At 44.8% G+C, this 23,556-nt stretch carries 21 protein-coding genes; 10 read left to right on the top strand and 11 right to left on the bottom strand.

Going from position 1 to position 23,556, the window contains the following annotated elements:
- Window positions 1-33 precede the first annotated feature (33 nt).
- The 5 genes from F9802_RS07255 to kynB form a co-directional block, all read right to left on the bottom strand.
- A complete protein-coding gene (locus tag F9802_RS07255) occupies window positions 34-1,296 on the bottom strand; it encodes a dicarboxylate/amino acid:cation symporter (RefSeq protein WP_152150499.1) in 1,263 nt (420 codons plus the stop codon).
- 203 nt (window positions 1,297-1,499) lie between these two features.
- Entirely contained in the window at window positions 1,500-2,882 is a 1,383-nt protein-coding gene (gdhA, locus tag F9802_RS07250) for an NADP-specific glutamate dehydrogenase (RefSeq protein ID WP_191991798.1), read from the bottom strand.
- Window positions 2,883-3,058: 176 nt separating this feature from the next.
- Complete coding sequence (locus F9802_RS07245) at window positions 3,059-4,396, bottom strand: sodium-dependent transporter (RefSeq protein WP_152150498.1); 1,338 nt, start codon at window positions 4,394-4,396, stop codon at window positions 3,059-3,061.
- 31 nt (window positions 4,397-4,427) lie between these two features.
- Window positions 4,428-5,270 (bottom strand): tryptophan 2,3-dioxygenase, encoded by an 843-nt coding sequence (kynA, locus tag F9802_RS07240; RefSeq protein WP_152150497.1) that lies wholly within the window; start codon window positions 5,268-5,270, stop codon window positions 4,428-4,430.
- Between the two features lie 16 nt (window positions 5,271-5,286).
- Window positions 5,287-5,922, bottom strand: coding sequence for an arylformamidase (gene kynB / locus F9802_RS07235; RefSeq protein WP_152150496.1), 636 nt, complete (start codon window positions 5,920-5,922; stop codon window positions 5,287-5,289).
- A 194-nt stretch (window positions 5,923-6,116) separates the two neighbouring features.
- On the opposite strand from kynB, the gene F9802_RS07230 reads away from it, so the two are divergent.
- The 7 genes from F9802_RS07230 (at window position 6,117) to F9802_RS07200 (ending at window position 14,621) form a co-directional block, all read left to right on the top strand.
- On the top strand, window positions 6,117-6,893 hold the full coding sequence (locus F9802_RS07230) for a 3-hydroxybutyrate dehydrogenase (protein WP_152150495.1): 777 nt from the start codon (window positions 6,117-6,119) through the stop codon (window positions 6,891-6,893).
- Between the two features lie 129 nt (window positions 6,894-7,022).
- The gene (gene purU, locus F9802_RS07225; RefSeq protein ID WP_152150494.1) at window positions 7,023-7,925 is read left to right on the top strand and encodes a formyltetrahydrofolate deformylase; all 903 of its coding nucleotides are present in this window, start codon (window positions 7,023-7,025) and stop codon (window positions 7,923-7,925) included.
- A 168-nt stretch (window positions 7,926-8,093) separates the two neighbouring features.
- Window positions 8,094-9,257 (top strand): tryptophan synthase subunit beta, encoded by a 1,164-nt coding sequence (trpB, locus tag F9802_RS07220; protein WP_152150493.1) that lies wholly within the window; start codon window positions 8,094-8,096, stop codon window positions 9,255-9,257.
- A 354-nt stretch (window positions 9,258-9,611) separates the two neighbouring features.
- Entirely contained in the window at window positions 9,612-10,706 is a 1,095-nt protein-coding gene (locus tag F9802_RS07215; protein ID WP_152150492.1) for a fatty acid desaturase family protein, read from the top strand.
- Window positions 10,707-10,971: 265 nt separating this feature from the next.
- Window positions 10,972-12,816, top strand: a complete 1,845-nt coding sequence (locus F9802_RS07210) for a cation:proton antiporter (RefSeq protein WP_152150491.1) — start codon at window positions 10,972-10,974, stop codon at window positions 12,814-12,816.
- A 90-nt stretch (window positions 12,817-12,906) separates the two neighbouring features.
- Window positions 12,907-13,386, top strand: coding sequence for a Cys-tRNA(Pro) deacylase (gene ybaK / locus F9802_RS07205; RefSeq protein WP_152150490.1), 480 nt, complete (start codon window positions 12,907-12,909; stop codon window positions 13,384-13,386).
- A gap of 176 nt (window positions 13,387-13,562) precedes the next feature.
- The gene (locus F9802_RS07200) at window positions 13,563-14,621 is read left to right on the top strand and encodes a hypothetical protein (protein WP_152150489.1); all 1,059 of its coding nucleotides are present in this window, start codon (window positions 13,563-13,565) and stop codon (window positions 14,619-14,621) included.
- A 57-nt stretch (window positions 14,622-14,678) separates the two neighbouring features.
- On the opposite strand, the gene F9802_RS07195 is transcribed toward F9802_RS07200, so the two are convergent.
- Window positions 14,679-15,506, bottom strand: a complete 828-nt coding sequence (locus F9802_RS07195) for an alpha/beta hydrolase (RefSeq protein ID WP_191991797.1) — start codon at window positions 15,504-15,506, stop codon at window positions 14,679-14,681.
- 186 nt (window positions 15,507-15,692) lie between these two features.
- On the opposite strand from F9802_RS07195, the gene F9802_RS20065 reads away from it, so the two are divergent.
- On the top strand, window positions 15,693-15,827 hold the full coding sequence (locus tag F9802_RS20065; protein WP_263862290.1) for a hypothetical protein: 135 nt from the start codon (window positions 15,693-15,695) through the stop codon (window positions 15,825-15,827).
- A 159-nt stretch (window positions 15,828-15,986) separates the two neighbouring features.
- Here the strand turns inward: F9802_RS20065 and F9802_RS07190 are convergent, their stop codons facing one another.
- A complete protein-coding gene (locus F9802_RS07190) occupies window positions 15,987-17,078 on the bottom strand; it encodes an AI-2E family transporter (RefSeq protein ID WP_225435221.1) in 1,092 nt (363 codons plus the stop codon).
- A 172-nt stretch (window positions 17,079-17,250) separates the two neighbouring features.
- Entirely contained in the window at window positions 17,251-18,609 is a 1,359-nt protein-coding gene (locus F9802_RS07185; RefSeq protein ID WP_152150487.1) for a YjiH family protein, read from the bottom strand.
- A gap of 579 nt (window positions 18,610-19,188) precedes the next feature.
- On the opposite strand from F9802_RS07185, the gene ilvA reads away from it, so the two are divergent.
- Complete coding sequence (gene ilvA, locus F9802_RS07180; protein ID WP_152150486.1) at window positions 19,189-20,448, top strand: threonine ammonia-lyase IlvA; 1,260 nt, start codon at window positions 19,189-19,191, stop codon at window positions 20,446-20,448.
- Window positions 20,449-20,591: 143 nt separating this feature from the next.
- Here the strand turns inward: ilvA and bshB2 are convergent, their stop codons facing one another.
- The 3 genes from bshB2 to pdxK all read right to left on the bottom strand — a co-directional run bounded on the left by bshB2 (window position 20,592) and on the right by pdxK (window position 22,616).
- Window positions 20,592-21,293, bottom strand: a complete 702-nt coding sequence (bshB2, locus tag F9802_RS07175) for a bacillithiol biosynthesis deacetylase BshB2 (RefSeq protein ID WP_152150671.1) — start codon at window positions 21,291-21,293, stop codon at window positions 20,592-20,594.
- Window positions 21,294-21,326: 33 nt separating this feature from the next.
- Window positions 21,327-21,674 (bottom strand): YojF family protein, encoded by a 348-nt coding sequence (locus tag F9802_RS07170; RefSeq protein ID WP_152150485.1) that lies wholly within the window; start codon window positions 21,672-21,674, stop codon window positions 21,327-21,329.
- A 132-nt stretch (window positions 21,675-21,806) separates the two neighbouring features.
- A complete protein-coding gene (pdxK, locus tag F9802_RS07165; protein WP_152150484.1) occupies window positions 21,807-22,616 on the bottom strand; it encodes a pyridoxine/pyridoxal/pyridoxamine kinase in 810 nt (269 codons plus the stop codon).
- A gap of 160 nt (window positions 22,617-22,776) precedes the next feature.
- On the opposite strand from pdxK, the gene F9802_RS07160 reads away from it, so the two are divergent.
- The gene (locus F9802_RS07160) at window positions 22,777-23,499 is read left to right on the top strand and encodes a DUF4230 domain-containing protein (RefSeq protein ID WP_152150483.1); all 723 of its coding nucleotides are present in this window, start codon (window positions 22,777-22,779) and stop codon (window positions 23,497-23,499) included.
- Window positions 23,500-23,556: the final 57 nt, after the last annotated feature.

Below are 23,556 nucleotides of genomic sequence, written 5' to 3'. Positions count from 1 at the left end.
AGCACTGACTTTTGGAACGGCCCCTTCTCAATTTTAAGCACTCATGGCCAGCTGGCGATGCAGCCAATTCTTTCCTTCGACAAGACGAGTAACGAGCATCGCACAAACGGTATTGCCGGTTGAATTTAACAACGTAGCCGGTGCATCAATGATTGTACTAATAACAGCGATAATCGGCAGTGCTTCCGGCGGGAAACCGAACACGCTTAAAATCAGCATTTCGCCGATCATGCCGCCGCCAGGAATTGCTCCCATGACAGCGCCGACGAGAAACGAAACGCCAAGGATCGCTAAAATGCTCGTCAAACTTGTCATGTCTTTTCCGAAAAGAGCGAACAAGAAGACAATCTTCAGCACGCCGCCAAATACAGAGCCGTCTTTATGTGTGTTTGCTCCGAGCGGAATGACCGTTTCGGCGATGTCTTTCGGCACGCCCATTTTTTGAACAGCTGTCAAGTTAACCGGAATGCTAGCCGCGCTTGAGCAAGTGGCAATAGCCGTGACGGAAGGGGCGGCTGCATGCTTCCAGAAGATTTTCACTCCATCTTTCCCGCCCGCAATAAACGCATACAAAGTAAAGAAAACAAAGTAATAAATGATCGTTAAGCCGAGGTAAAGAACGAACGTCCGGGCATAGCCGCCGAGAATTTGCGGCCCGAGTTCACCGATGACAGCAGCAAAGTAGCAGCCGAGACCAATCGGAGCGTAATACATAATGATTGATACCATTTTCATCATGACCGCTGTCCCGGATGCTAGAAAATCGGCGATCGGCTTTCCTTTTTCTTTAGCCATTGCGGCAGCAAGGCCAAACAAAATCGAAAAGACGATCAGCTGCAACATATTGCTTTTCGATAAAAGCAAAGAAAAATCATTAACGGTGAAAGTATTCACAAGCCGTTCGGCAAATGACACGTCTTCTGTTTCTGCTTCAGCCGGATCGAATTCATCCATGATCGTTTGAATGGAAGTCAGATCGGTTCCTTCGAGCGGGTTAAAAACCATCGTTCCTAAAATTCCGATCACAGCTGAAACCGCAGCGGTAGATAAAAAGACGACAACAACGCTCCCCATGATTTTGCCGAGGCGCTTCATTCCGTCCATGCTGGCAATAGCTGATGCAATGCTGAAAAACACGAGCGGGATAATAATCATAAACATTAAATTTAAAAATAAGTCCCCGAGCGGCTTCACAACCGCTGCTTTCGGCCCGAATATAACACCGGCGATTCCGCCAAGGAGAATAGCTGCGAGCAATAAAAAAGTAAATTGGTAGCTTTTTAGAAAACGTTTCAACGGAGTTTCCAGCCTTTCTCAACTAATAAAAATATGCAACTTTTTTATAATAATATGTTTAACGAAAAATGAAAAGAGGCTGCCCAAAAGAAAAAGAGCCAGGCACCTCCACCGCCATATGTAGTATGAAACACTTGCTAACATACTATATTTTAGCGTGATTGGAGGAGCCAGGCACTTATAGGGCAGCCTCTATTTACTCGTTACACAATGCCTTGGTCAAGCATCGCGTCGGCTACTTTCATGAAACCGGCGATGTTAGCACCGGCCACAAGGTTGTCTTCAAAGCCGAATTCAGCAGCTGCTTTTACGCTGCTGGCGTAAATGTTTTTCATAATTGTATGAAGCTTTGCATCTACATCTTCAAATGTCCACGGCATGCGTGAGCTGTTTTGCGCCATTTCAAGAGCAGATACAGCAACACCGCCGGCATTGGCCGCTTTTGCCGGTGCAAAGAGCGTATCCGCTTCTAAAAAGACGTTTACTGCTTCAAGTGTAGACGGCATATTCGCTCCTTCGCCTACAGCTTTTGCACCATTTTTTACGAGCGTGAGGGCCGCTTCTTCATCAATTTCATTTTGAGTGGCACACGGAAGCGCGATGTCACAAGGGATTTTCCAAATACCTGTGCAGCTTTCCACATATTCCGCTTGTGGATGCTCATTTACATAATCGCTGATCCGTTTTCTTTCTTGTTCTTTTAAGCGCTTGACTGTTTCAACATCAATGCCGTTTTTATCGTAAATGTAACCGTTAGAATCGCTGCAGGCAACGACTTTTGCACCGAGCTGCGTCGCTTTTTCAATCGCATAAATGGATACGTTGCCTGAACCCGATACGACAACTGTACTGCCATTAAAGCTCAGACCCTTGTCTTTCAGCATTTCTTCTACAAAGTAAACGGTGCCGTAGCCTGTCGCTTCTTTTCTTGCCAGGCTGCCGCCATAGTTGACGCCTTTACCAGTGAAAACACCTGCATGGTAAGCATTTTGCATTCTTTTGTACTGCCCGAACATAAAGCCGATTTCGCGGGCACCTACGCCGATGTCGCCGGCCGGTACGTCTGTATCCGGCCCAATATGGCGGGCAAGCTCAGTCATAAAGCTTTGCGTAAAGCGCATGACTTCATTGTCCGACTTGCCTTTCGGATCAAAGTCGGAGCCGCCTTTGCCGCCGCCGATTGGCTGGCCTGTTAATGAATTTTTGAAGATTTGTTCAAATCCTAAAAACTTGATAATACTTGCGTTAACGGAAGGGTGAAAGCGAAGGCCGCCTTTATATGGTCCGAGAGCGCTGTTGTATTGAACGCGGAAGCCGCGATTTACTTGAACTTTTCCATGGTCATCAACCCACGGTACACGGAACATGATCATTCGCTCAGGTTCTACGATCCGCTCTAAGATTCCGCTGCGCATATATGTTGGATATTTAGCAAATACAGGCACGAGAGAATCAAAGATTTCTTTAACGGCCTGGTGAAATTCGTTTTCTCCAGGATTACGCTGTTGCACTACTTTATATACATCATTCACATAGTTTTGGGCAATCTGCATCGTTTTTTTAGGCGTCTCTTTAATTAGTTCCATTGTATCTCTCCTACCTGTTCAAAGAATTTTTTGAATAATAAAACGATCTATTCACATCTTACGGCATACTAAATAATATCGTCAATGCCGTTAAGATATGCTATTAATGCCGAATTGAGATTAAATGAATGAAAAAGAAGTCTTCTTATTAAGAAGACTTCCCCAAAAAGTATCTATTAAAACAAGCCAAGTGTGTTAATAAAGACAATAATGATCGTCAGCGGCACGATCCACTTCATGAGCAAATGCCACGCAGAATACGTGCCCGGGCTGAGTTGGCGGCCAGACATAAACTCTTCTTTGACGAGTTGCTGGTTCATTTTCCAGGCAATAAATAAAGCGATCAGCAAATTGCCAAGCGGCAGAAGAATATTGCTGACGAGAAAGTCGGTTGCATCAAAAACAGTTTTGTCTAAAAATTGAACATTTGCAAGCACACTTGATGAAAGCGCTGCTGGGATGCCGGCGAAGAAGACGATTATGCCCGCTATGATGGCCAGTCTTTTTCTTGTGGCGCCATTTTTCAAAAATGCCGCGACGATGATTTCCAATAAGCTGAACGAAGACGTTAAGGTAGCAAATAAAAACAGCACGAGAAACATAAATAAAAACAACTCGCCAAACGGCATTTGCGAAAATACGGATGGCAAAACGATAAATAATAATCCAGGTCCTTCAGCTGGCTCGAAGCCAAAAGCGAAAACGACCGGAAAGATCGCCAGGCCGGCAAGGACAGAAACGAAGATATTCATGAGTGCAACCGAGCCGGCAGATGTCGGGATGCTGACTTTTTTATTTAAATAAGAGCTGTATGTTACCATGCATGAAAAGCCGACAGCGAGAGAGAAGAACGACTGTCCGAGTGCATAAAGAACCGCTTCCGCCGTGATTTTGGAAAAGTCAGGCTGCAGGAAAAAGCGGACACCTTCCATTGCTCCGTCAAGCGTGAGCGAACGGATAACGAGCACGATAAAAAACAGGAATAACAGCGGCATCATGTATTTGCTTGCTTTCTCAATGCCGTTTTTCACACCAGAAGCAATGACGATGATGTTAATTAATAAAAAAGCGGCGAGTCCGCTAATCGTAATGAAAGGCGATCCGGTAATTTGTCCGAATAAAGCACCGTAATCGGCTCCGCCTTTAATGACCTGGCCGCCGAGCGACATCACGGTGTAAGTAAGTACCCAGCCGCCTACAACGCTGTAAAAGGATAGCAGAAGAAAGCAGCCTGCGACCCCTAGTTTCCCTGTAATTGTCCAAAAGCTTGCGGGAGCCAGTTTTTTATAAGCGCTGACGGCTTCTCTGCCGGACCCGCGGCCGATAATAAATTCGGAAATGAGCATCGGCAGCCCGATTAATAAAGTAAATAAAATAAATAATAAAAGAAATGCGCCGCCGCCGCTCTGACCGGTTACATAAGGGAACTTCCAAATGGCGCCCAGTCCGATCGCCGCTCCGGCTGACGATAAAATAAAGCCGAGACGGGAGGACCATTGTTCTTTTTTCTCCATAAAAACTCACCTTCTCTATCCATCTAAATAATTAAAGCTTCGTGCGCAAATCCCACAATTCGGGAAAAAAGCGATGATCAAGCACCTTTTTTAAATAGTTTACACCCGATGAACCGCCGGTGCCCATTTTAAAACCGATAATTCGCTCGACGGTTTTCATGTGGCGGAAGCGCCACTGCTGGAGCCAGTCTTCAATATCAATCAGCTTTTCCGCCAGTTGGTATAGATCCCAATGCGTTTTTACATCGTTGTACACATCCATCCAGGCAGCTTCGACCGTCGGATCGCCCGTATAAGTCACAGAGTAATCACGCTTAATTAAGTCACGATTAATTGGGAACCCTGCGCGGAAAAGCGCTTCAATCGCCGCATCGTAAATGCTTGGCGCGCGGTAAGCTTTTTCTAATATATCATGAAGTTCGGCATCTTTTTGATAAATGGTTAAAATATGATCCGTTTTATAACCGAGCATAAATTCGATTTGCCTGTATTGGTAAGACTGGAAGCCGGAAGCCTGGCCGAGCTTATCGCGAAATTCCATGTATTCAGAAGGGGTAAGAGTAGACAGTACATCCCACGCTTGAATAATTTGCGTCTGGATTTTGGACACGCGGGCGAGCATCTTAAAAGCAGGCTGCAGTGCATCTTGCTGAATAGAGCGGATTGCGCCTTTCATTTCATGAATGATCAGTTTCATCCACAGCTCGCTTACTTGGTGAATAACGATGAACAGCATTTCGTCGTGATGGCCGGATAAGCGCTGTTGGGAAGAAAGGAGGCGGTCGAGCCCCAAATATTCCCCGTACGTCATATTGTTCGTGAAGTCCGTATGAATAGATGGTTCCTTTGAAAAGTCAGGTTTTTTTGATGTCATGTTCTATCATCCTTTCCTAATCATTAGCAAGAGGGCGAAGAACAGCGCGGACAGGACTGCCGTCTGCTCCTTCAATGGGCAGCGGAAGGGCAATCAATTCATAGTCGCCCGGCGTCACATGATCAAGCACGATATTCTCAAGAATGTGAACGCCATTTTCACAAAAAGAGTGATGCACTGCCATATCTTTACTGTCAAACAAATCAACCGATGGCACGTCCACGCCGATTAAACAAATGCCTTCTTCTTTTAAAAAGGGGCCAAGATCCGGATGGAGCGGAGTCGCTTTCTCAGGAAATACGTAAGGCTGGCTATTAGGCATCGTTTTTAATAGCAGTCGTTCGCTTCCTTCTATATTAAGCGCTTTCAATTGTGCCGCCCCGATTTCTTTAAGGTGAAATACATCAATGACACGGGCTTTACCGATGAACACATTCAAATCAAGTTCAAGCACGGTTGTACCGCGGGAGTCAAAGTGAAATGGAGCATCAATGTGTGTGCCTGTATGCAGGCTTGTTGTCAATTGTCCAAGATTCACTGATCCCGTCTGTTCTTTCGTAAAAGAAAGCTCATAAGAAAAAGGAATGTCACCGGGCCAATGGGCAATCCGGCTGCTGAGCGGCTGGGAAATATCAATCCATTTCGCTGTCATTACGCTGCCACATCCTATTCATTTTTAAAATCCTCTTTTTTCATCGCAAGAAAGGGTTTGTTCTTTTGTGACTTTTTTGAGTTGACCATCCATTTTTATCGATCTTTATGATAATATTCAATCAATTCCAATAATTAGACTATAATTCAATTAACAGAAAGATGCTAATACAAATGGGTGGGGAGGAAATAAATATGTTAAGAGGAAAAACAGCGCTTGTGACAGGTTCAGCAAGCGGCATTGGTTTCGAAGTCGCCCGGTCATTTGCTAGAGAAGGCGCTAAAGTAGTTATTTGCGATTTAAAGGAAGCAGCAGCCCGAAAAGCAGCAGCGGAACTAAAAGAGGAAGGGATGGAAGCAGTTGCTGTTACTTGTGATGTAACTGATGAGCAGCAAGTAAAAGCAACCATAGATTTTGCCGTTCAAACGTATGGGAAACTAGATATATTAGTGAACAATGCGGGCTTACAGCACGTGGAGCCGCTAGAAGATTTTCCGGTAGAAAAGTTTGAAAAGATGATCAAAGTCATGCTGACTGCTCCTTTCGTGGCGATCAAGTATGCACTGCCGGTCATGAAGAAAAATGGCTTTGGCCGCATCATCAATATGTCGTCCATTAACGGCCTTATCGGCTTTGCCGGCAAAGCTGCTTACAACAGCGCCAAACACGGTGTAATCGGTCTGACAAAAGTGGCTGCTTTAGAAACGGCTTCCCGCGGCATCACGGTGAACGCACTTTGCCCGGGCTATGTTGATACGCCGCTCGTGCGCGGCCAGCTCGCTGATCTTGCTAAAGACAGAGGTGTGCCGCTCGAAAGCGTCCTGGAGGAAGTGATCTACCCGCTCGTTCCGCAAAAGCGGCTGCTCGATGTAGAAGAAATCGCAGACTACGCCATTTTTCTCGCGAGTGACAAAGCAAGGGGAGTAACCGGACAAGCAGTCGTTCTTGACGGCGGCTATACGGTGCAATAAGTGATGAGGCTGTCCTAAAAGTCAGTGAATAACAGACTTTTAGGACAGCCCTTTTATAAAAGTGTTCCCAATCCTTTTTTCTTACAGTATAATGAATAATTAATTATCACGAAAAGGCAGGGTTTAATTATGAAAACAAACGTGAAGACAAGCCCTTTAATGCGGGAGAAGGGGCTTAGCGGCCGTGGCAGGCTGCTTGTCAAGTGCCCGGACCGCCCAGGAATTGTCGCCGCGATTTCGAAGTTTTTAGCTGACCATGGAGCGAATATCATTGAGTCCAGTCAGTATTCCAGTGATCCGGAAGGCGGAACTTTTTTTATTCGCACCGAGTTTGACTGTCCAAATTTAGCGGATAAGCAAGCCGGCATGGAAAATGACTTTAAAGAACTTGCACATACATTCGTTATGGACTACCAATTCACTTATGCAGAAGACAGAAAGCGAACAGCGATTTTCGCTTCAAAAGAGCCTCATTGCCTGCTTGAACTGCTGTGGGAGTGGCAAAGCGGCGACTTGCCGACAGATATTGTCCTTGTCATCAGCAACCATGAAGAGGCGAGAGGAATGGTTGAAGCGCTCGGCATTCCTTTCTATTATACACCGGCTAATAAAGACATCCGCAAACAAGTGGAACAAGAGCAGATTGAACTGCTGAAAGAGCATAACATTGACTTGATCGTGCTGGCCCGCTACATGCAGATTTTAACGCCTGAATTCGTCAGCACGTTCCCAAATCAAATCATTAATATCCACCATTCCTTCCTTCCAGCTTTCGTCGGCGCCCGTCCTTATGAACGTGCTTACGACCGCGGAGTGAAATTAATCGGCGCAACGTCGCATTATGTCACGAACGACCTTGATGAAGGACCAATTATTGAACAAGACATTGAACGAGTGAACCACCGGAACCACGTGGTTGACTTGAAGAAAATTGGCCGTTCCATTGAGCGCCGTGTACTTGCCAGAGCGGTAAAGTGGCATTTGGAAGATCGTGTCATCGTCCACGAAAACAAAACAATCGTTTTTCATTAAAAAGAGCTGCCCTGATCGAGCAAATACCGCAAACTATATGCGGCACGCTCTATCAATGGCAGCTTTTGTTCTTGAAAATATACAGAGGTGATTGACGAACGAAAGCCTGCTTGTTATAGTAATAAATAATTTTCAGAATAGTCATGGAATAGAGAGGAGAAGAGAAAGATGAGCAGAGTAGAGACAGAAAAAGGGTATTTTGGTCAATTTGGAGGAAGTTTTGTTCCACCTGAATTACAGGAAGCTTTAGACTATTTGGCAGAACAATTTGAAAAATATAAAGACGACCCCGAATTTGTGAACGAATATAAGTACTATTTAAAAGAATATATCGGCCGGGAAAACCCGCTCACATATGCCAGCCATTTAACGGAAAAGCTTGGCGGGGCGAAAATTTATTTGAAACGGGAAGATTTGAATCATACCGGTTCGCATAAAATTAATAACGTTATGGGCCAGATCTTGCTTGCAAAAAAGATGGGGGCGAAACGTGTCATCGCAGAAACTGGCGCCGGTCAGCACGGAGTAGCAACGGCAACCGTTTGTGCGATGTTCGGTATAGATTGCATCGTGTACATGGGCGCAGAAGATATCCGCCGCCAGGCACTCAATGTTTTCCGGATGGAGCTGTTAGGAGCAAAAGTTGTAGCAGTTGAAAGCGGGCAGGGTCGGTTAAAAGATGCCGTGGATGAAGCGTTGAACGACTATGTGGCTAACTATGAAAAAACATTTTATCTGCTCGGTTCAGCTGTCGGCCCGCATCCGTATCCAACGATGGTGAAGCACTTCCACTCGGTGATCAGTGAAGAATCGAAAAAACAGATTCTTGAAAAGGAAGGACGCCTTCCGGATGCAGTCATTGCCTGTGTCGGCGGCGGGAGCAATGCAATCGGCGCCTTTGCTCATTATATTAATGAACCGTCTGTCCGCCTTATCGGTGCAGAACCTGAACAGGCAGCCGCCCTCACAAAAGGAAAGCCGGCTGTACTGCACGGTTTTAAGTGCCTTGTACTTATGGACGAAGAAGGCAATCCGCTGCCAACTTACTCTATTGCAGCAGGACTTGATTATCCCGGCATCGGTCCGGAACATAGTTATATGAAAGAAACGGGCCGTGCTGAATACTATACGGTGACAAATGACGAAGTGCTTGCCGCGTTTCAGACGCTGTCGCGTACAGAAGGCATTATCCCGGCTCTCGAAAGCGCTCATGCTGTCGCTGAAGCTATTAAGCTCGCCCCAACGATGGAAAAAGACCAAATTATTATTGTCAATATCTCCGGGCGAGGGGACAAAGACGTCGAGCAAGTATTTGAAATGATGAAGAAATAATTTAAAACTGGCGTTTGCCATATATGGCAAACGCCAGTTTTCGTTTAAACATCAACTGGCGTGCATATTTTAGCGCTGCTCGTGCATAAATAGAATGCAGGTGTGCAGAAGTTTGCGTACTCGTGCACAAAGCTTGGTGGCCGGTGCATAAAGATTTTTGATATATATATTACGGTGATTCCTTTGTGGCCTGCAGGCAATTATAGTACCAGAACTTACTATCTAACTTTAACACCAAGTCATAAATTAATTGACAACTATAAAAATAAAGTGTTACGATTAGGCATAGTAAAGCAGTCTTTGAATCAGTCAATAGCATGTAACCAGATAAAATTGGAAATGAGGGACGACACATTGAAAGAGCTTCAATCATTTGGCTGGTATGCCGCTCGCGTAGCGCCGCATCTTCCTAAAAAAGCATTTAATCCCGCTCCGGAGAGACTTTGGGGAGGTTTAGCCTATCTCATCGTCGTCATAGCTGGAATATTAACGATAAGTTTAACTGATTTTAATATATGGATTAACTTGGCCATTGCCATCGTTTTGGGCCCATCCTTTGCGGCTATGGGTTTTCTTGGACATGAAATCTTGCATGGGACCGTCGTAAGGAAAGCATGGCTTCGTGAATTAACAGGAGGAATTGCTTTTTTCCCGTTAAGCACTGGACCAAAATTGTGGGTAAAGTGGCACAATATGACTCACCACCGTCATACACAGGATGAAGAGAAAGATCCGGATGCATGGCCAACGATTGAAGAGTTTTCAAAAGCCAAAATTTTAAAGCCTTTTTACCGGCTTCCAGCGTCTTTGCGCGGATTTTTAGGAATGGCTTTTCTGGCGATCACATTTACGTTTCATTCATCCCGCATGTTTAAGCGTTTCATCACCGAGTTTAAACCGGAAAAGCGCGCGTCTGTCTGGTTCCAGCTTCTTTTTCCATGGGCGACATGGATTGGCTTGCTGCTTTTGATCGGACCTTTAAAATGGACATTTGCTTTCTTGCTTCCGCTTTTAATTGGAAACTTTATTGTTATGGCTTATATTGCAACGAACCACAGATTAAACCCGCTCGTGCCTGTGAACGATCCGCTTGCTAACAGCTTGACGGTAACTCTTCCAAAATGGGTGGATGTGCTTCATTTTAACTTCTCATACCATACAGAGCATCACTTGTTCCCTGGCATGAGTTCCAAATACTATCCGCTCGTGAAAGCGGAGCTCAAAAAGCGCTGGCCGGAACGGTACCATGAAATGCCGATGCTGCAGGCACTCGCTGCGCTTTATAAAACGCCGCGCCTGTATAGCAACAAAACGGAACTTGTTGACCCTGGAGCGGGGATCGCTTACGGCACACTTGGCCACGGGTTGAACCCGGCAAGTATTAAGCCGAAAGAAGCAGATGCCGTCTCGTCAACAGAAAAAAAACCGAAAGATTCAATGAACGGATAATATAATAAGAAAAGCCGAACCTATACAAAGGTTCGGCTTTTTTTGTCTAGGAAATTATAGATATGCAAGGTGTGGACAACTTTGAGAGTTTTGGATCGGCGTCCAGCTCCAGCGTCTAGCCCCTGCAGCTAGACATCTTGAGGCAAGAACATTTTTGCCTAAGGCTGATCAAGACGCTTGCGCTTTTGTTCCTAAGTTTAGAAAAAACAGAACGAGGGAATAGATGGTGGATATTTAGGACATGTAAAAGAGAAAAGAGGCTGCTATGTTTGATTCTATTTTATTTCATGTGATGATCATTGGCTTGCTGGGTGTTGCTTCTCAATGGCTTTCGTGGCGCTTCCGACTTCCTGCCATCGTTGTTATGTCAGTAGCAGGGCTTGCTATCGGACCCATATTTGGCCTTATTGATCCGAAAGAAGATTTCGGCCATTTGTTTAAACCAGTTATTTCTATAGCCGTAGCCATTATTTTATATGAAGGAAGTTTAAATTTAAATTTCAAAGAAATCAGCGGCATGAAGCGGCCAATTATTCGTATCGTGACGCTCGGTGCGTTTATTGCCTGGATTTTCGGCTCACTGGCCGCTCACTATGTCGCAGGTTTGTCGTGGACAGTGGCTCTCGTTATCGGCGGTTTGTTTATTGTCACGGGACCAACGGTCATCTTGCCGCTGTTGCGACAGGCAAAATTGAAGCAGCGGACAGCCGCCATTTTAAAGTGGGAAGGGATCATCGTTGACCCGTTCGGTGCCTTGCTCGCTGTGTTTGCTTTTGAAATCATTAAAATTTTTACAACAGACGGGGTTCATCCATCGGCGCTTCTCCTCTTTCTTGCCGCTTCCCTGTTTGCTGTGCTGCTCGGATGGGGGCTAGGCAAAGGCATCGGTTCTATGATGGAACGAGGCTACGTGCCGGAGTTTTTAAAGGCGCCAACCGTTTTTGTCACTGTGATTGCCTGTTTTGCCGTATCGGATGAATTGATGCATGAAACGGGTTTGCTGGCTGTGACGGCGATGGGTATTACGATGGCCAACATGTCGATATCTTCTATTAAAGACATGCGTCACTTTAAAGAAAATATATCTATCTTACTCATTTCTTCAATTTTTGTTATGCTGACTGCTTCTTTATCAATGAATATATTAAAGCAGATTTTTGATTGGCATATTTTGCTGTTTGTTGCTTTAATGCTTTTTATTGTCCGGCCTTTGTCCATCTGGTTGTCTACGATTGGAACGGATTTAACGATGAAAGAAAGAGCGCTCGTCGGCTGGATTGCTCCCCGTGGCATTGTCGCCTTGACTGTGTCCGGCTATTTTGCCGAATCGCTCCTTGAAGCGGGTTATGAAGATGCCCATATTTTGACCTCACTTACTTTTGCACTCGTCTTTGCGACTGTATGCGCCCACGGCTTTTCCATCAGTTGGCTGGCTAAAAGGTGGGGGCTCGCTGTTGATGACAAGCCAGGCGTCTTGTTAATTGGCAGCAATCGTTTCACAGTCGGGCTGGCGAAAGCACTCGGTGAAGCGGACGTACCTGTTTTAGTTGCTGATGAGTCGTGGCGGCGCCTGCAAAGAGCGAGAGCAGCAGCTGTACCAGTTTATCACGGGGAAATATTATCGGAGCAGACGGAATACCGGCTCGACATGACGCCTTATGAGTACATGATTGCCGCGACTGATGACGATGCGTACAATGCGTTAATTTGCAATACGTTTGTGCCTGAGATTGGCCGAAACAACTTATACCAGTTAAGTGCGGATACAGAGCGTCGGCTCGCTTCTGTTGATTATGGCCAGACCATTGGAGGCAACACCTTGTTTTCAGAGGAAGCCACTTGGGCCGCTTTAAATGAAAAAGTCGAACACCATTATATTTTCAGGAAAACAGAGCTGACAGAGCAATACGGTTATGAACAATATGTAAAAGAACGGGATGAAGGAGCCGTGCTTTTACTCATTTTGAAAACAACTGGTAAAGTGTTGTTTTATTTAAAAGGCTCTTCTTTGAAAGGGGAAGCAGGCGATATAGTGATCAGTTTGTCTCCACCCGTTAAAGAAGTAAATAAAATGAAAGAGAAAATTGCAGAACAGAGAAAACTCCATTAAAAAGCAGCCCGGCACTCATGACGGGCTGCTTTTTAGACAGTATAATAGTTTATACTTATTATCATAACAGGCGAAAGGAAGCTGAAACAGATGAAAGGCAAAGCAAATGCAATGCGTATACTCGATGCAGCTGGACTGCCATATGACACGCACGCCTACAATCCCTCCGACGGCAAAATTGATGGTTTATCCGCTGCCGAAAAAATCGGCAAAAGCGCAGACATAGTATTTAAAACGCTTGTAACCATTGGAGCAAATAAGCAAATTTACGTCTTTGTTATTCCTGTCTCAGACGACCTCGATTTGAAAAAATCCGCCAAAGCAGCAGGCGAGAAAAAACTGGACATGCTCCCGGTCAAAGACATTCAAAAGTATACAGGGTACATAAGAGGCGGCTGCTCGCCAATCGGCATGAAAAAAACATATCCGACTTTCTTGGATTCCCGCACCATTTCCCGGGAAAACATCATCGTCAGCGCCGGAAAAATTGGCAGGCAAATTGAACTGAAAACGACTGATTTGATCGAGATCACTAAAGCAGTGACTGAGTATGAGATCGTTAAAGGGTAAGAGGGGCCATGGTGGAAAAATTAGGGCGTTCGTGAACAAAGCCGCCAAATTGACAATCAAACCAACCCTGACTGCCGCCGATCGCAGCTCCGCTCTAAAAAGTAACATACACTGCTTGGCCGCTTGCATATAGTGAGAGAGATTCACTTTAAAATGCGATGTGAAGAGGTGTAAAAATGAGCGGGAAAGTGATTCGCTACTTTACGAGAGGAAATACGGCAAGAGGGTTGTATAGTTTGCTTGATTCAAACATTCAAGGGCTGAAGCAGGTCTTTCTTGTAGATGGGGGAACGCCGGCGGAAAAAGCTGCTTGTCTTAACCGGTTAGCCGAACAGCTGCTGGATAAGGGCATTAACATTGAGCTTCTGTATTGTCCGGCAGATCCTGACGTAGTGGAAGGGGTCATCGCAGCAGAAAAAGGGGCGGCCGTTTTACTGCGCCAAGCAGCGCCTGCTGTCGCGGGTCCAAACGTTCACTATGTTAAAATTCCGGGCCAGGCCGTTATTCCGGCGGATAAGCAGCCGGAAGTGATCAAACTGGCTGAGCAAGCAGAAACGGCCCGAAATAATGCCTATGCCTGCTTTCAAAAAGCACTGGCCGTTCACGATGAATGGGAAGATATATATATTAAACAGCTAGATAAAGAAAGAGCAAATGAATTGACTGATGAACTCATTGCCCGTTTAATTCCTCTATCAGGTACAGGCGGGAAAGCAGTAGCTAAACACCGCTTCCTTGGGGCAGCTACGCCGAAAGGAGCAGTGGATTTTATCGGGAATTTGACAGAGGATCTCGCTAAAAGATACTTCATTAAAGGCCGTGCGGGAACAGGCAAGTCAACCATGCTGAAAAAGATCGCAGCTGCTGCTGAGACAAAAGGATACGACACGGAAATTTACCACTGCGGTTTTGATCCGGGAAGCGTGGATATGGTAATTATTCGTGAGCTTGACTTTGCCATATTTGACAGCACCGCTCCCCACGAATACTTTCCGGAAAAAGCAACGGATAGCATCATTGATTTGTACAAAGAAATTGTCACAGCCGGCACGGATGAAAAAAATTCGGCTGAAATCAGGGAAATCGCCGGGCGTTATCGAGCGCTGATGAGTAAAGCAACAGCATATTTAGCTGAAAGCAAACGCTGCAAAAAGCAAATAGAAGCGTGCTATCCTCAAGCATCCGATCCGAAAACATTAACTAGCGTATGTAATGAAATCATTTCTAGACTTTGAAAAAGCAAAAAGCCAGGCATCTTCTTCAGGGATACCTGGCTTTTCGTTGTAGGCAATTCATTCATTCCATAAAAAGCGGCCAATAATCCGGTCCACTTCTTCACTTTCATGCAAACCGCTATGAGTGATGCGGCGGTCTGATACGACCGCTTGTTGAAATTGTGAAGCTGGTACAATTTGATCCAAGCTTAAGGCACTCTTCACAGAAACAAGCTGATCGCCGGAGCCGGCAAGAGCTAACACTTGGACATCGGACGGAAAAGCATGTTTTTGCTTGAATAGTTTTTGCAAAGCAGCTGAGCGTGGCATTAAATCAACAGCAGCCGGCCCAGTATTTGTCTTTAAATAATCTTTATTTTTTAATCCGGAAAAAGGGCTGCCGAGAACGACTAATTTATTAATAAACGGATAGCCTGGTCCTTTCGAATAGTCCTCGAGAAACTTCACTGAAACGATGCCGCCCATTGAATGGCCGACTATGTTCACTGTTTCAACTTGGTAAGTTTCGTGCAGAACATTCAACACTTTGGACAGCCAGTATGCCGAATCATGAAAACTGGCCCGGTTGTTTTCAAAGACGACTTGAACAAACAAGCGCTCTTCGGTTTGAAAGTCAGCTGTTTCATCCACGAGCACCCGGCCATCGGCTGTTACGCGGCAAGTAAGGGCTTTTTTGCCCCACTCATATGTTTGTTCAAAACGCTCCAGCATCGAGCGGAAAGAAACAGCTGTCCCTTTATAGCCATGTACAAAAACAGTGACATCGGGCAGGGATTCATTTATCTGTGAATTGGCGGGCTTTACCCGTAAAAGCACATCATAGCTTATATAAATGAGACCAAAAATGAGCAAACAAGCTAGTATGCGTCTGTTCAGCTTTTTCACGAGTTGTGCTCTCCTTCTTGTTGGGTTTCTTTTATCATGTTGTCGATAGTTTCCTCCATTGACACAAATACTATGCTAACGATTTTATTATTTTATTATATAGAAAATGTGCATTACTTTACATACGAATTTTGACAGGAAAAAGAAAAAAGGTCGCTAATATAAGAAAGAAGGGAGACAACAAGTATGCAAGAGAGGGTCGGCACATGTGAAAAGTACGGAAAAGAGCTTTACTGCCTAGATGGCTTTTTCAATGGCGTTCAAGAAAAGGAAGGAGTTTTTTGTTTCGAGTGTGCGGAAAAAAAGAAGGAAGAAGAGTAAAAAAGCTGTATGCGGACAGCTTTTTCCTCTTTAGAAAACTATAAAATAATCATATTGTGAATAACTATGCCAATGGGGCGGGTATACGTCTAGCTCCAGCGCCTGCAGCTGGACATAGGGGAAAGAACAGTCTGGTCAAGGCGCCTGCACTTTTGTTCTTTAAACGTCTTTCGTAGCCGCTTCTTTGATTTCACGGCGTTCTGCGTATAAATTCACCGCAATCGTTTTAATGATTCCGTACGTTGGAATGGCTAAAATAACTCCCCAGATGCCGGCAATGTTTCCTGCGGCAAGAATGAGTGTAATGACGGTCAGCGGATGAATATCGAGCGCTTTCCCCATGACGTTCGGTGAAATCAAGTTTGATTCAATTTGCTGAGCAATCAGCATAATGAGTGCGACCCAAATGACCATTTGCGGGTCTTGTATCCAGGCGACAAATAAAGCCGGTATAACAGCAAGATAAGGACCGAGAAACGGAATGACATTTGTGGCCATGCCGATTAATGCTAAGATCAGTGAATAGTCCAAGCCGATAATTAAATACCCGATTAAGAGCATGGCACCGACGAGGAAGCTGACGAGCAGTTGTCCTTGGATGTACGACTGCAGCGTGATATCCAAGTCCTTTAATGTCCTACGGATCCATTCTCTGCGGTGACCTGAAAAGAAATTAGAAAGGAAAGGAGCAAACTTCTCCCGGTCTTTCAGCATGTAAAACAAGAAGAATGGAACGAGTACAGTTAAAAATACGGCTTGCAGCAGACCTTGAAGAAAACCAATCAGCCACGTGCCAAAAGCCATCGCCCAATCTTCTACTTTTCCTTCCGCATCTTCAAGGGACTGGATAGCAAATTGAGGAAGTTGTTCTCTTTGGTTCATTAAGTAATTTATTCCATCTTCAGCGGCCCGGACCATTTGTGGCGTATTTTTTGCCAGTTTAGCCCCTTGCTGGTTTACAATTGGTCCGATCATGGAAAATAAAATCCAAAAAACAATAATAAGTAAGACGAACACACTTAAAATAGACGCCCATCTTGGAAATCTTTTTTTCTCCAGCCATCTGACAACAGGGCGCGTCAAATAAAACAAAACCCCGGCGAGTACGAGCGGCAAAAAGACCGTTTTAGCTACGATGACGAGCGGATTAAAAATATCTCTTATTTCTCTGAACAGCAAAATAATAACGAGAGCGAGCACAAGAGCTGCCCCTACTTGAAACCAACTTTTATTCGTCAAGCGATTAAGCACTTCCTTCCATCTTCCATTGTTATTACCCACATTATACAAATAATTACACCAATAAAGAAATAATTACTCGCAAACAGATAAAAAACGGGGTAATTCAAAAGTAAAGAGCCAGGCACTTCCATTGTTACGGAAGGGGCCCGGCTCTTATAGGAAACTGCCTGAAAGTGCTTAATCAAAATAATAAGTGTGCCATGCCTGCGATGATTGGCAAGGAAATTAATGTTCTTAATAAGAAAATAAGAATTAAATCTTTGACGGAAATTGGAATTTTTGTTCCTAGTAATAGACCGCCGACTTCAGACATGTAAATTAATTGGGAAACAGAAAGGCTGGCAATCACAAAGCGTGTTAATTCGCTTTCAATGCCCGACCCGATAATGGATGGCAGGAACATATCCGCAAACCCGACCATGATTGTTTCGGAAGCCTCTGCAGCAAATGGAATTTGCAATAATTCCAACAGTGGAATAAACGGCATGCCGAGCCATTGGAAAAGTGGTGTCGTTTCAGCAATGATTAAAGCGATTGTACCAATAGCCATAACGATCGGAGCGACACCGAGCCACATGTCAATGACGGTTTGCACGCCCTCTTTTAAAGTAGTGGGCAGCTTGTTTTTCTCAGCTTGGGTAACAGCCTGCTTAAATCCATAGCTGAATGGCGTATAGCCTTCAGGGATGCTTTCATCATCACTTTTTCTGTTCTCACCATTCATGAATGTATCTGCTTTTCTGGACAAAGGCGGAATACGCGGTAAAATTAAAGCGCAAACAATGCCTGCTAAAATAACTGTTCCATAAAAAGGAAGGAAGTAGTTGGCTAAGCCGACCTGGTTGATAACGACTAAACAAAACGTGACAGATACGACAGAGAATGTTGTACCAATGATCGCTGCTTCTCTTTTCGTATAAAAGCCTTCTTCATACTGCTTGCTCGTTAACAGCACTCCGATTGTGCCGTCGCCAAGCCAGGAAGCGAGACAGTCAACAGACGAACGACCCGGCAGTCTAAAAAGGGGGCGCATGATTTTCGTTAAAGAGTAGCCAAAAAACTCCAATAAGCCGAAATTCAACAGCAGCGGCAACAGCAAGCCAGCAAATAAAAAGGTAGAAAACAAAATTGGCAGTAATGAGTATAACAGCAGGCCGCCAGTGTTTTCTGAATGCACCCATTCAGGGCCGAGCTTGTACAAAGTCATAATGGCGAACACCGCGCCAATCACCCTTACAGCTGCCCATACAGGAGCTACGTCAAACAAGGAAGCTAAAAATGGCGAATGTCGTACAAATGCCGGACGAACAGCTTTGACAAGCAGTGTGCCTACAGCAGCGAGTACGACTAAATAAGTCACAATAGCAGGGATCGCCCCGCCTATCGCTTCCTGCAAGAAGTTGGATAAAATGGCGATTGGTATAGTTAACTCGCCGTTGACCGGAATAGGCGTCATAAAAAAGAAAACTCCTATTAAGGAAGGAACGACGAAGCGTAAAATATTGGAAAGTGAGCTTTTAGAAGCGGTAGTAGTTTCCATCTAATGGTCTTCCTCTCAATGTATAATGTGTATAATTATTAACTAATTTAAATTTTAATACACATTTAATTAAAAATCCAGCCCTTTTATCATTATTTAAATATATGAAAAATTCAAATCTGTTTTTTGAATATAACACAAATTATAAGCGTTAGAAAGCTGATTTATCGAAATATTGACAATAAAGGAATAATAAAAAAGGAGAATGAATATTTAAAAATGGAAATTATTGAATATACACTTTAACGAAAAATCTGTTTTCTGAAAGAGAAAGACATGTGTATAAGATATGTCCAAAAAGCGCTCATATAAGATAAAAACAAGAATTCATGTTAAAATGACCAAGTGAATAAGCTAGTGAAAATGCTGTCCGGAAAATGTACATTTGAACCTGCGGCAAATGGTGATTGCGGAGGAGCAGTGGTTATTGACCGTTTTGTCGTAAATGAAAAAGAAACCGCATCCTGGCAGACGGCGAAGGAGTGTCGCTTTTTTTAAATAAATACAGGGAAGTCCTATCCATCGATAGATTGGTATGTTAAAATAATTCTTAAAATTCAATTAAAGAAGGGGAAAAATGTGAGTAAAGCCTTAACAAAAATAAAAGTAGAAGATATTGTCATGGCAAACCAGACGTTAAAAGACATCGTGATCAAAACACCGCTTCAAAAAAACGAACTGCTATCTGCCCGCTACGGCTGTAATATTTTTTTAAAAAGAGAAGACTTGCAGGTGGTACGTTCATTTAAATTGCGCGGTGCGTACAATTTCATTTACAGCCTGCCGGCGGAAGAACGGGCAAAAGGAGTTGTTTGCGCAAGCGCAGGCAACCATGCGCAAGGAGTCGCTTTTTCCTGCAAGCAGCTGAATATTAAAGGGACGATTTTTATGCCGTCCACGACACCGAGACAAAAGATTTCCCAAGTGAAGCTGTTCGGTGGAGAAAATGTGGAAGTCATCTTAACTGGCGACACGTTTGACGACTCCTACCTAGCGGCGAGAGATTATTGCACGAAAGAAGAAATGGTGTTCGTTCATCCATTTGACGCCTACCTTACGATCGCCGGCCAGGGCACAGTTGGGGTGGAAATCATGAATGAAGCACCTCAGCCGATAGATTTTGTGTTTTGCTCGATCGGGGGCGGCGGACTAGCAGCAGGCGTCGGTTCTTACATGAAAAGTATCAGCGCCCATACGCAAATGATCGGCGTCGAACCAGAAGGCGCTCCAAGCATGAAAACATCACTGGCAAACGACAAAGTCACTCCTTTAGAAAAAATTGATTCTTTCGTCGACGGCGCCGCAGTCAAGCAAGTCGGGAACCTTACGATGGAAGTATGTAAGGAAGTGCTGGACGACATCGTCATTGTGCCGGAAGGAAAAGTATGTACAGCTATTTTAAAGCTGTACAACGAAAATGCCATCATTGCTGAACCGGCAGGCGCTTTGACCATCGCAGCACTTGACTTTTACAAAGAAAAAATTAAAGGCAAAAACGTCGTCTGCGTCATTAGCGGCGGCAACAATGACATTGACCGCATGCAGGAAATTAAAGAGCGATCGCTCATCTATGAAGGCATGAAGCATTATTTTATTGTCAATTTTCCGCAGCGTGCCGGCGCCTTGCGTGAATTTATGCACGAAGTTCTTGGCGAACAAGACGACATCACCCGCTTCGAATACACGAAGCGCACAAACCGCGACGAAGGCCCCGTTCTCGTCGGCATCGAACTAAAGTCGAGAGAAGACTATTTGCCGCTCATCGAACGAATGAGGCAAAAGGGCTTTCCATATATCGAAATCAACAACGATCCGTTTTTATTTAATTTACTAATTTAACAACAACACGCCAGCCCTTTGAGGACTGGCGTGTTTGCTTTGGTCGTTGTAGTGGTGAAAAATCCCCAAAAATAACAAACCCCATCATCCGGCGCACTAAAACACATGAACCCCCCTGGATTGGACCAGGGGGGTTCATTAGGTTAAGCTTTTAGTTCGCTGACTTTGTCGTCGTCCCAGCGGTACGTCCAGAAGCGCTCGAATTTCACGCGCTGGACGGTGGCTTCGTCATTTTGGGCGAGGAGTTTCTCCATTTCTTTGAGAAGCCAAATCGTTTGTGAAATATGGGCGCGCATGGCGTCCATTTTTTTTTCGAAAACATTGGAAATGTCATAAACGATATCGGGCTGACCAAGGTCGGCGTCTGTGTTGTTGGCAAAAGCGACGAGATGCAGTTTCGGGCGCTCTGTTTCAGGGAGGCGGCGGAAAGCACGGACAACGGCGCGTGCGGTCGCTTCGTGATCAGGATGGACAGAGAAGCCCGGGTAAAAGCTGATGACGAGAGAAGGCTTCAGTTCAGCAAGCAAGTCTGAAACGAGATCAGCCATTTTTCCATCGTCTTCAAATTCCAATGTTTTATCGCGCAGACCCATCATACGCAAGTCTTTAATACCGAGAGCTTCCGCTGCCTTTTGCAATTCCGCCTTGCGAATATCCGGAAGCGATTCACGTGTGGCAAATGGGGGATTTCCGAGGTTTCGTCCCATTTCGCCAAGCGTCAGGCAGGCATATGTAACAGGCGTGCCTCTTTTTGTATGAGTGGCAATTGTACCGGACACACCGAATGCTTCATCATCGGGGTGCGGGAAAATTACGAGCACATGCTGTTCTTTTTCTATTTCCATTGTCATATTCGAGAACCCCCATCCTATAAATAATTATTTAAACGGCTCCTCGCCTATTTGCAAGGCAACAGCCAGTTTTCCATCGAAGTCATGACCGGCCAGCAGCAGCCTGCCCTTTTCATCGAAGCCGTAATGCGTCAAACCTTCTGCATATACCCAGCCGATTTCCAGTTTTAAACCGACGCGGTACGGGCCTTCTCCGACTATTTTCCCGTGCTCATAGGACAGCCGTGCATTACGGATATAAGCACCTGCCGAAAAAAATTTCTCGTTAAAATGGGACGCATAAGCCCCATTCGTTGTTTCCATATGAATATATATATCTTTATTGGCAAAATGATCAATTGACTCTTGTACTTTTGCTGTAATAATTGGCTCCACGTTCATCCTCCTTCATTAGCGCCGGTACTGACTATTTTACTGGAAATAATCAGCGATTGCGAAAAATGAGCCCAAAAAGAGGCTGGCCCAAAAACAAAGCGCCAGGCACTTGTGGGACAGCCTCCTGTTATGTTAGTTTCTAATTTGATTAAATGCGCCGTGCATAACTGGACCAACGTATTGATTCAGCTTAAAGCCATGGCGGATCGCTGCGCTGACAAAGTCTTTTGCATTGGATACCGCTGTTTTGACGTCTTGTCCTTTGGCAAGATTCGCAGTGATAGCCGCAGCAAATGTACAGCCGGCTCCGTGGTTGTACGTAGTGGCAACTTTTTCTGCTTCAAGAACCGTGAATTCATTTCCGTCATAAAATACGTCGACTGCTTTTTCATGTTCAAGCTGCTTGCCGCCTTTGACAACAACATATTTAGCGCCTAATTCATGAATTTTCTTGGCAGCTTCTTTCATTTGATCGACTGTACGAATCGGACCAAGACCGGAAAGTTGTCCCGCTTCAAATAAGTTTGGCGTGACGACAGTAGCGATTGGCAGCAAAAACTCACGCATAGCAACCGGTGCTTCCGGATTCAATACTTCATCTTCACCTTTACAAACCATAACTGGGTCAATGACCACTTTATCAAGACCGTTTGCTTTAATGTGCTTTGCCGCTACTTCGATAATCTCAGCTGTAGCAAGCATGCCTGTTTTCACTGCGTCAATGCCGACAGACATCGCTGTTTTCAATTGAGCTTCCAGTGTATCAATGGATAGCGGATGAACACCATGGCTCCAGTCGTTGTCCGGATCCATTGTAACGATTGTCGTTAAAGCAGTCATCCCGTAAACGCCGTGCTCCTGAAATGTCTTTAAGTCCGCCTGAATGCCGGCGCCGCCGCTCGTATCAGAGCCTGCAATTGTTAACGTTTTTTTCATTTCCATGATGTAAAAAAACCCCCTTCGATTGTTTGGTGATATATACGTAAGTACACATTCATTTCATTGTATATTAACATTTTAAAAAATTAAAACACTTTGTACAAGCCTTTTCAAGTGAGCGGCTGTTAATATAAGGGTAATAAATGAGAGTAGGAGGGATAAAATGGACCGTAATGAAAGAGAAAAGCTAGAGCAGGTAGAAGCGCTTCTGAAAGAATTAAAAGCCGGGCAGGAACAGACGGCAGCAACGTTGGCAGTGGAAAGAGCGCCGGCAGCCGGAGCAGGGAAACTGGCAAAGGGACTGCTTGTCTTCTTGATTGTCTCGCTGCTCGTATTCGGAGCAATCGGCATCACTTCTTTCTATTCCGGCTCCGGGCAAAAAGAATCCGCTGCTTTTGTCGAACAAATTAAGGATTTAAATTCACTCGCGACAGCGGAAGCTTATACGAAAGCTGTCATTGAACAAGAAGACAATAAAATTTTCGGCCAGAATATTAGCGTAAACGTGCCCGGTACGAAAAGAAAAATATTGCTGATTATTCCCGGGAAAGTGCTTGCCGGGGTGGACTTAAGCAAAGTGACCAAAGCGGATGTCAAAGTGGACGAAGAAAACAAAACAGTGGAGATCAACATTCCGAAAGCGGAAATTTTGCAGGAGCCGGCTCTTTTGACTAATGAAGTCAAAGCCTTTTCCATCGAAGGTATTTTCCGGGAAAAGGTTGACTGGAAAGAAGGGTACGCCCTCGCGGATGAAGCGAAGCAGCAAATTGAAAAAGAAGCAGTTGAGCAGGGGCTGCTGCAGACAGCCGAAAAAAATGCTGTGCAGTCTCTCGAGCAATTTTTTCAGCATATAGGGTATAAAGCCACTGTAAAGGTTTCAGGCTAGAAGAAGCTGTTCAAAAAGTCCGGGAAAGTTTTGTCAGCTTGCTTCTTTTTGAACACG

It is taken from the genome of Bacillus aerolatus, assembly GCF_009183655.1.
GTDB lineage: Bacteria > Bacillota > Bacilli > Bacillales > Domibacillaceae > Pseudobacillus > Pseudobacillus aerolatus.
Note: the sequence above shows the minus strand (reverse complement) of the source record. Positions and strands in the feature narration are given on the sequence as shown.

What these genes read in the sequence shown, in the direction of transcription:
- gdhA (WP_191991798.1), bottom strand. Translation starts at nt 2,882, where the DNA reads ATGGAACTAATTAAAGAGACGCCTAAAAAAACGATGCAGATTGCCCAA.
- F9802_RS07245 (WP_152150498.1), bottom strand. Translation starts at nt 4,396, where the DNA reads ATGGAGAAAAAAGAACAATGGTCCTCCCGTCTCGGCTTTATTTTATCG.
- kynA (WP_152150497.1), bottom strand. Translation starts at nt 5,270, where the DNA reads ATGACATCAAAAAAACCTGACTTTTCAAAGGAACCATCTATTCATACG.
- kynB (WP_152150496.1), bottom strand. Translation starts at nt 5,922, where the DNA reads ATGACAGCGAAATGGATTGATATTTCCCAGCCGCTCAGCAGCCGGATT.
- F9802_RS07230 (WP_152150495.1), top strand. Translation starts at nt 6,117, where the DNA reads ATGTTAAGAGGAAAAACAGCGCTTGTGACAGGTTCAGCAAGCGGCATT.
- purU (WP_152150494.1), top strand. Translation starts at nt 7,023, where the DNA reads ATGAAAACAAACGTGAAGACAAGCCCTTTAATGCGGGAGAAGGGGCTT.
- trpB (WP_152150493.1), top strand. Translation starts at nt 8,094, where the DNA reads ATGAGCAGAGTAGAGACAGAAAAAGGGTATTTTGGTCAATTTGGAGGA.
- F9802_RS07210 (WP_152150491.1), top strand. Translation starts at nt 10,972, where the DNA reads ATGTTTGATTCTATTTTATTTCATGTGATGATCATTGGCTTGCTGGGT.
- ybaK (WP_152150490.1), top strand. Translation starts at nt 12,907, where the DNA reads ATGAAAGGCAAAGCAAATGCAATGCGTATACTCGATGCAGCTGGACTG.
- F9802_RS07200 (WP_152150489.1), top strand. Translation starts at nt 13,563, where the DNA reads ATGAGCGGGAAAGTGATTCGCTACTTTACGAGAGGAAATACGGCAAGA.
- F9802_RS20065 (WP_263862290.1), top strand. Translation starts at nt 15,693, where the DNA reads ATGCAAGAGAGGGTCGGCACATGTGAAAAGTACGGAAAAGAGCTTTAC.
- F9802_RS07185 (WP_152150487.1), bottom strand. Translation starts at nt 18,609, where the DNA reads ATGGAAACTACTACCGCTTCTAAAAGCTCACTTTCCAATATTTTACGC.
- bshB2 (WP_152150671.1), bottom strand. Translation starts at nt 21,293, where the DNA reads ATGGAAATAGAAAAAGAACAGCATGTGCTCGTAATTTTCCCGCACCCC.
- pdxK (WP_152150484.1), bottom strand. Translation starts at nt 22,616, where the DNA reads ATGGAAATGAAAAAAACGTTAACAATTGCAGGCTCTGATACGAGCGGC.
- F9802_RS07160 (WP_152150483.1), top strand. Translation starts at nt 22,777, where the DNA reads ATGGACCGTAATGAAAGAGAAAAGCTAGAGCAGGTAGAAGCGCTTCTG.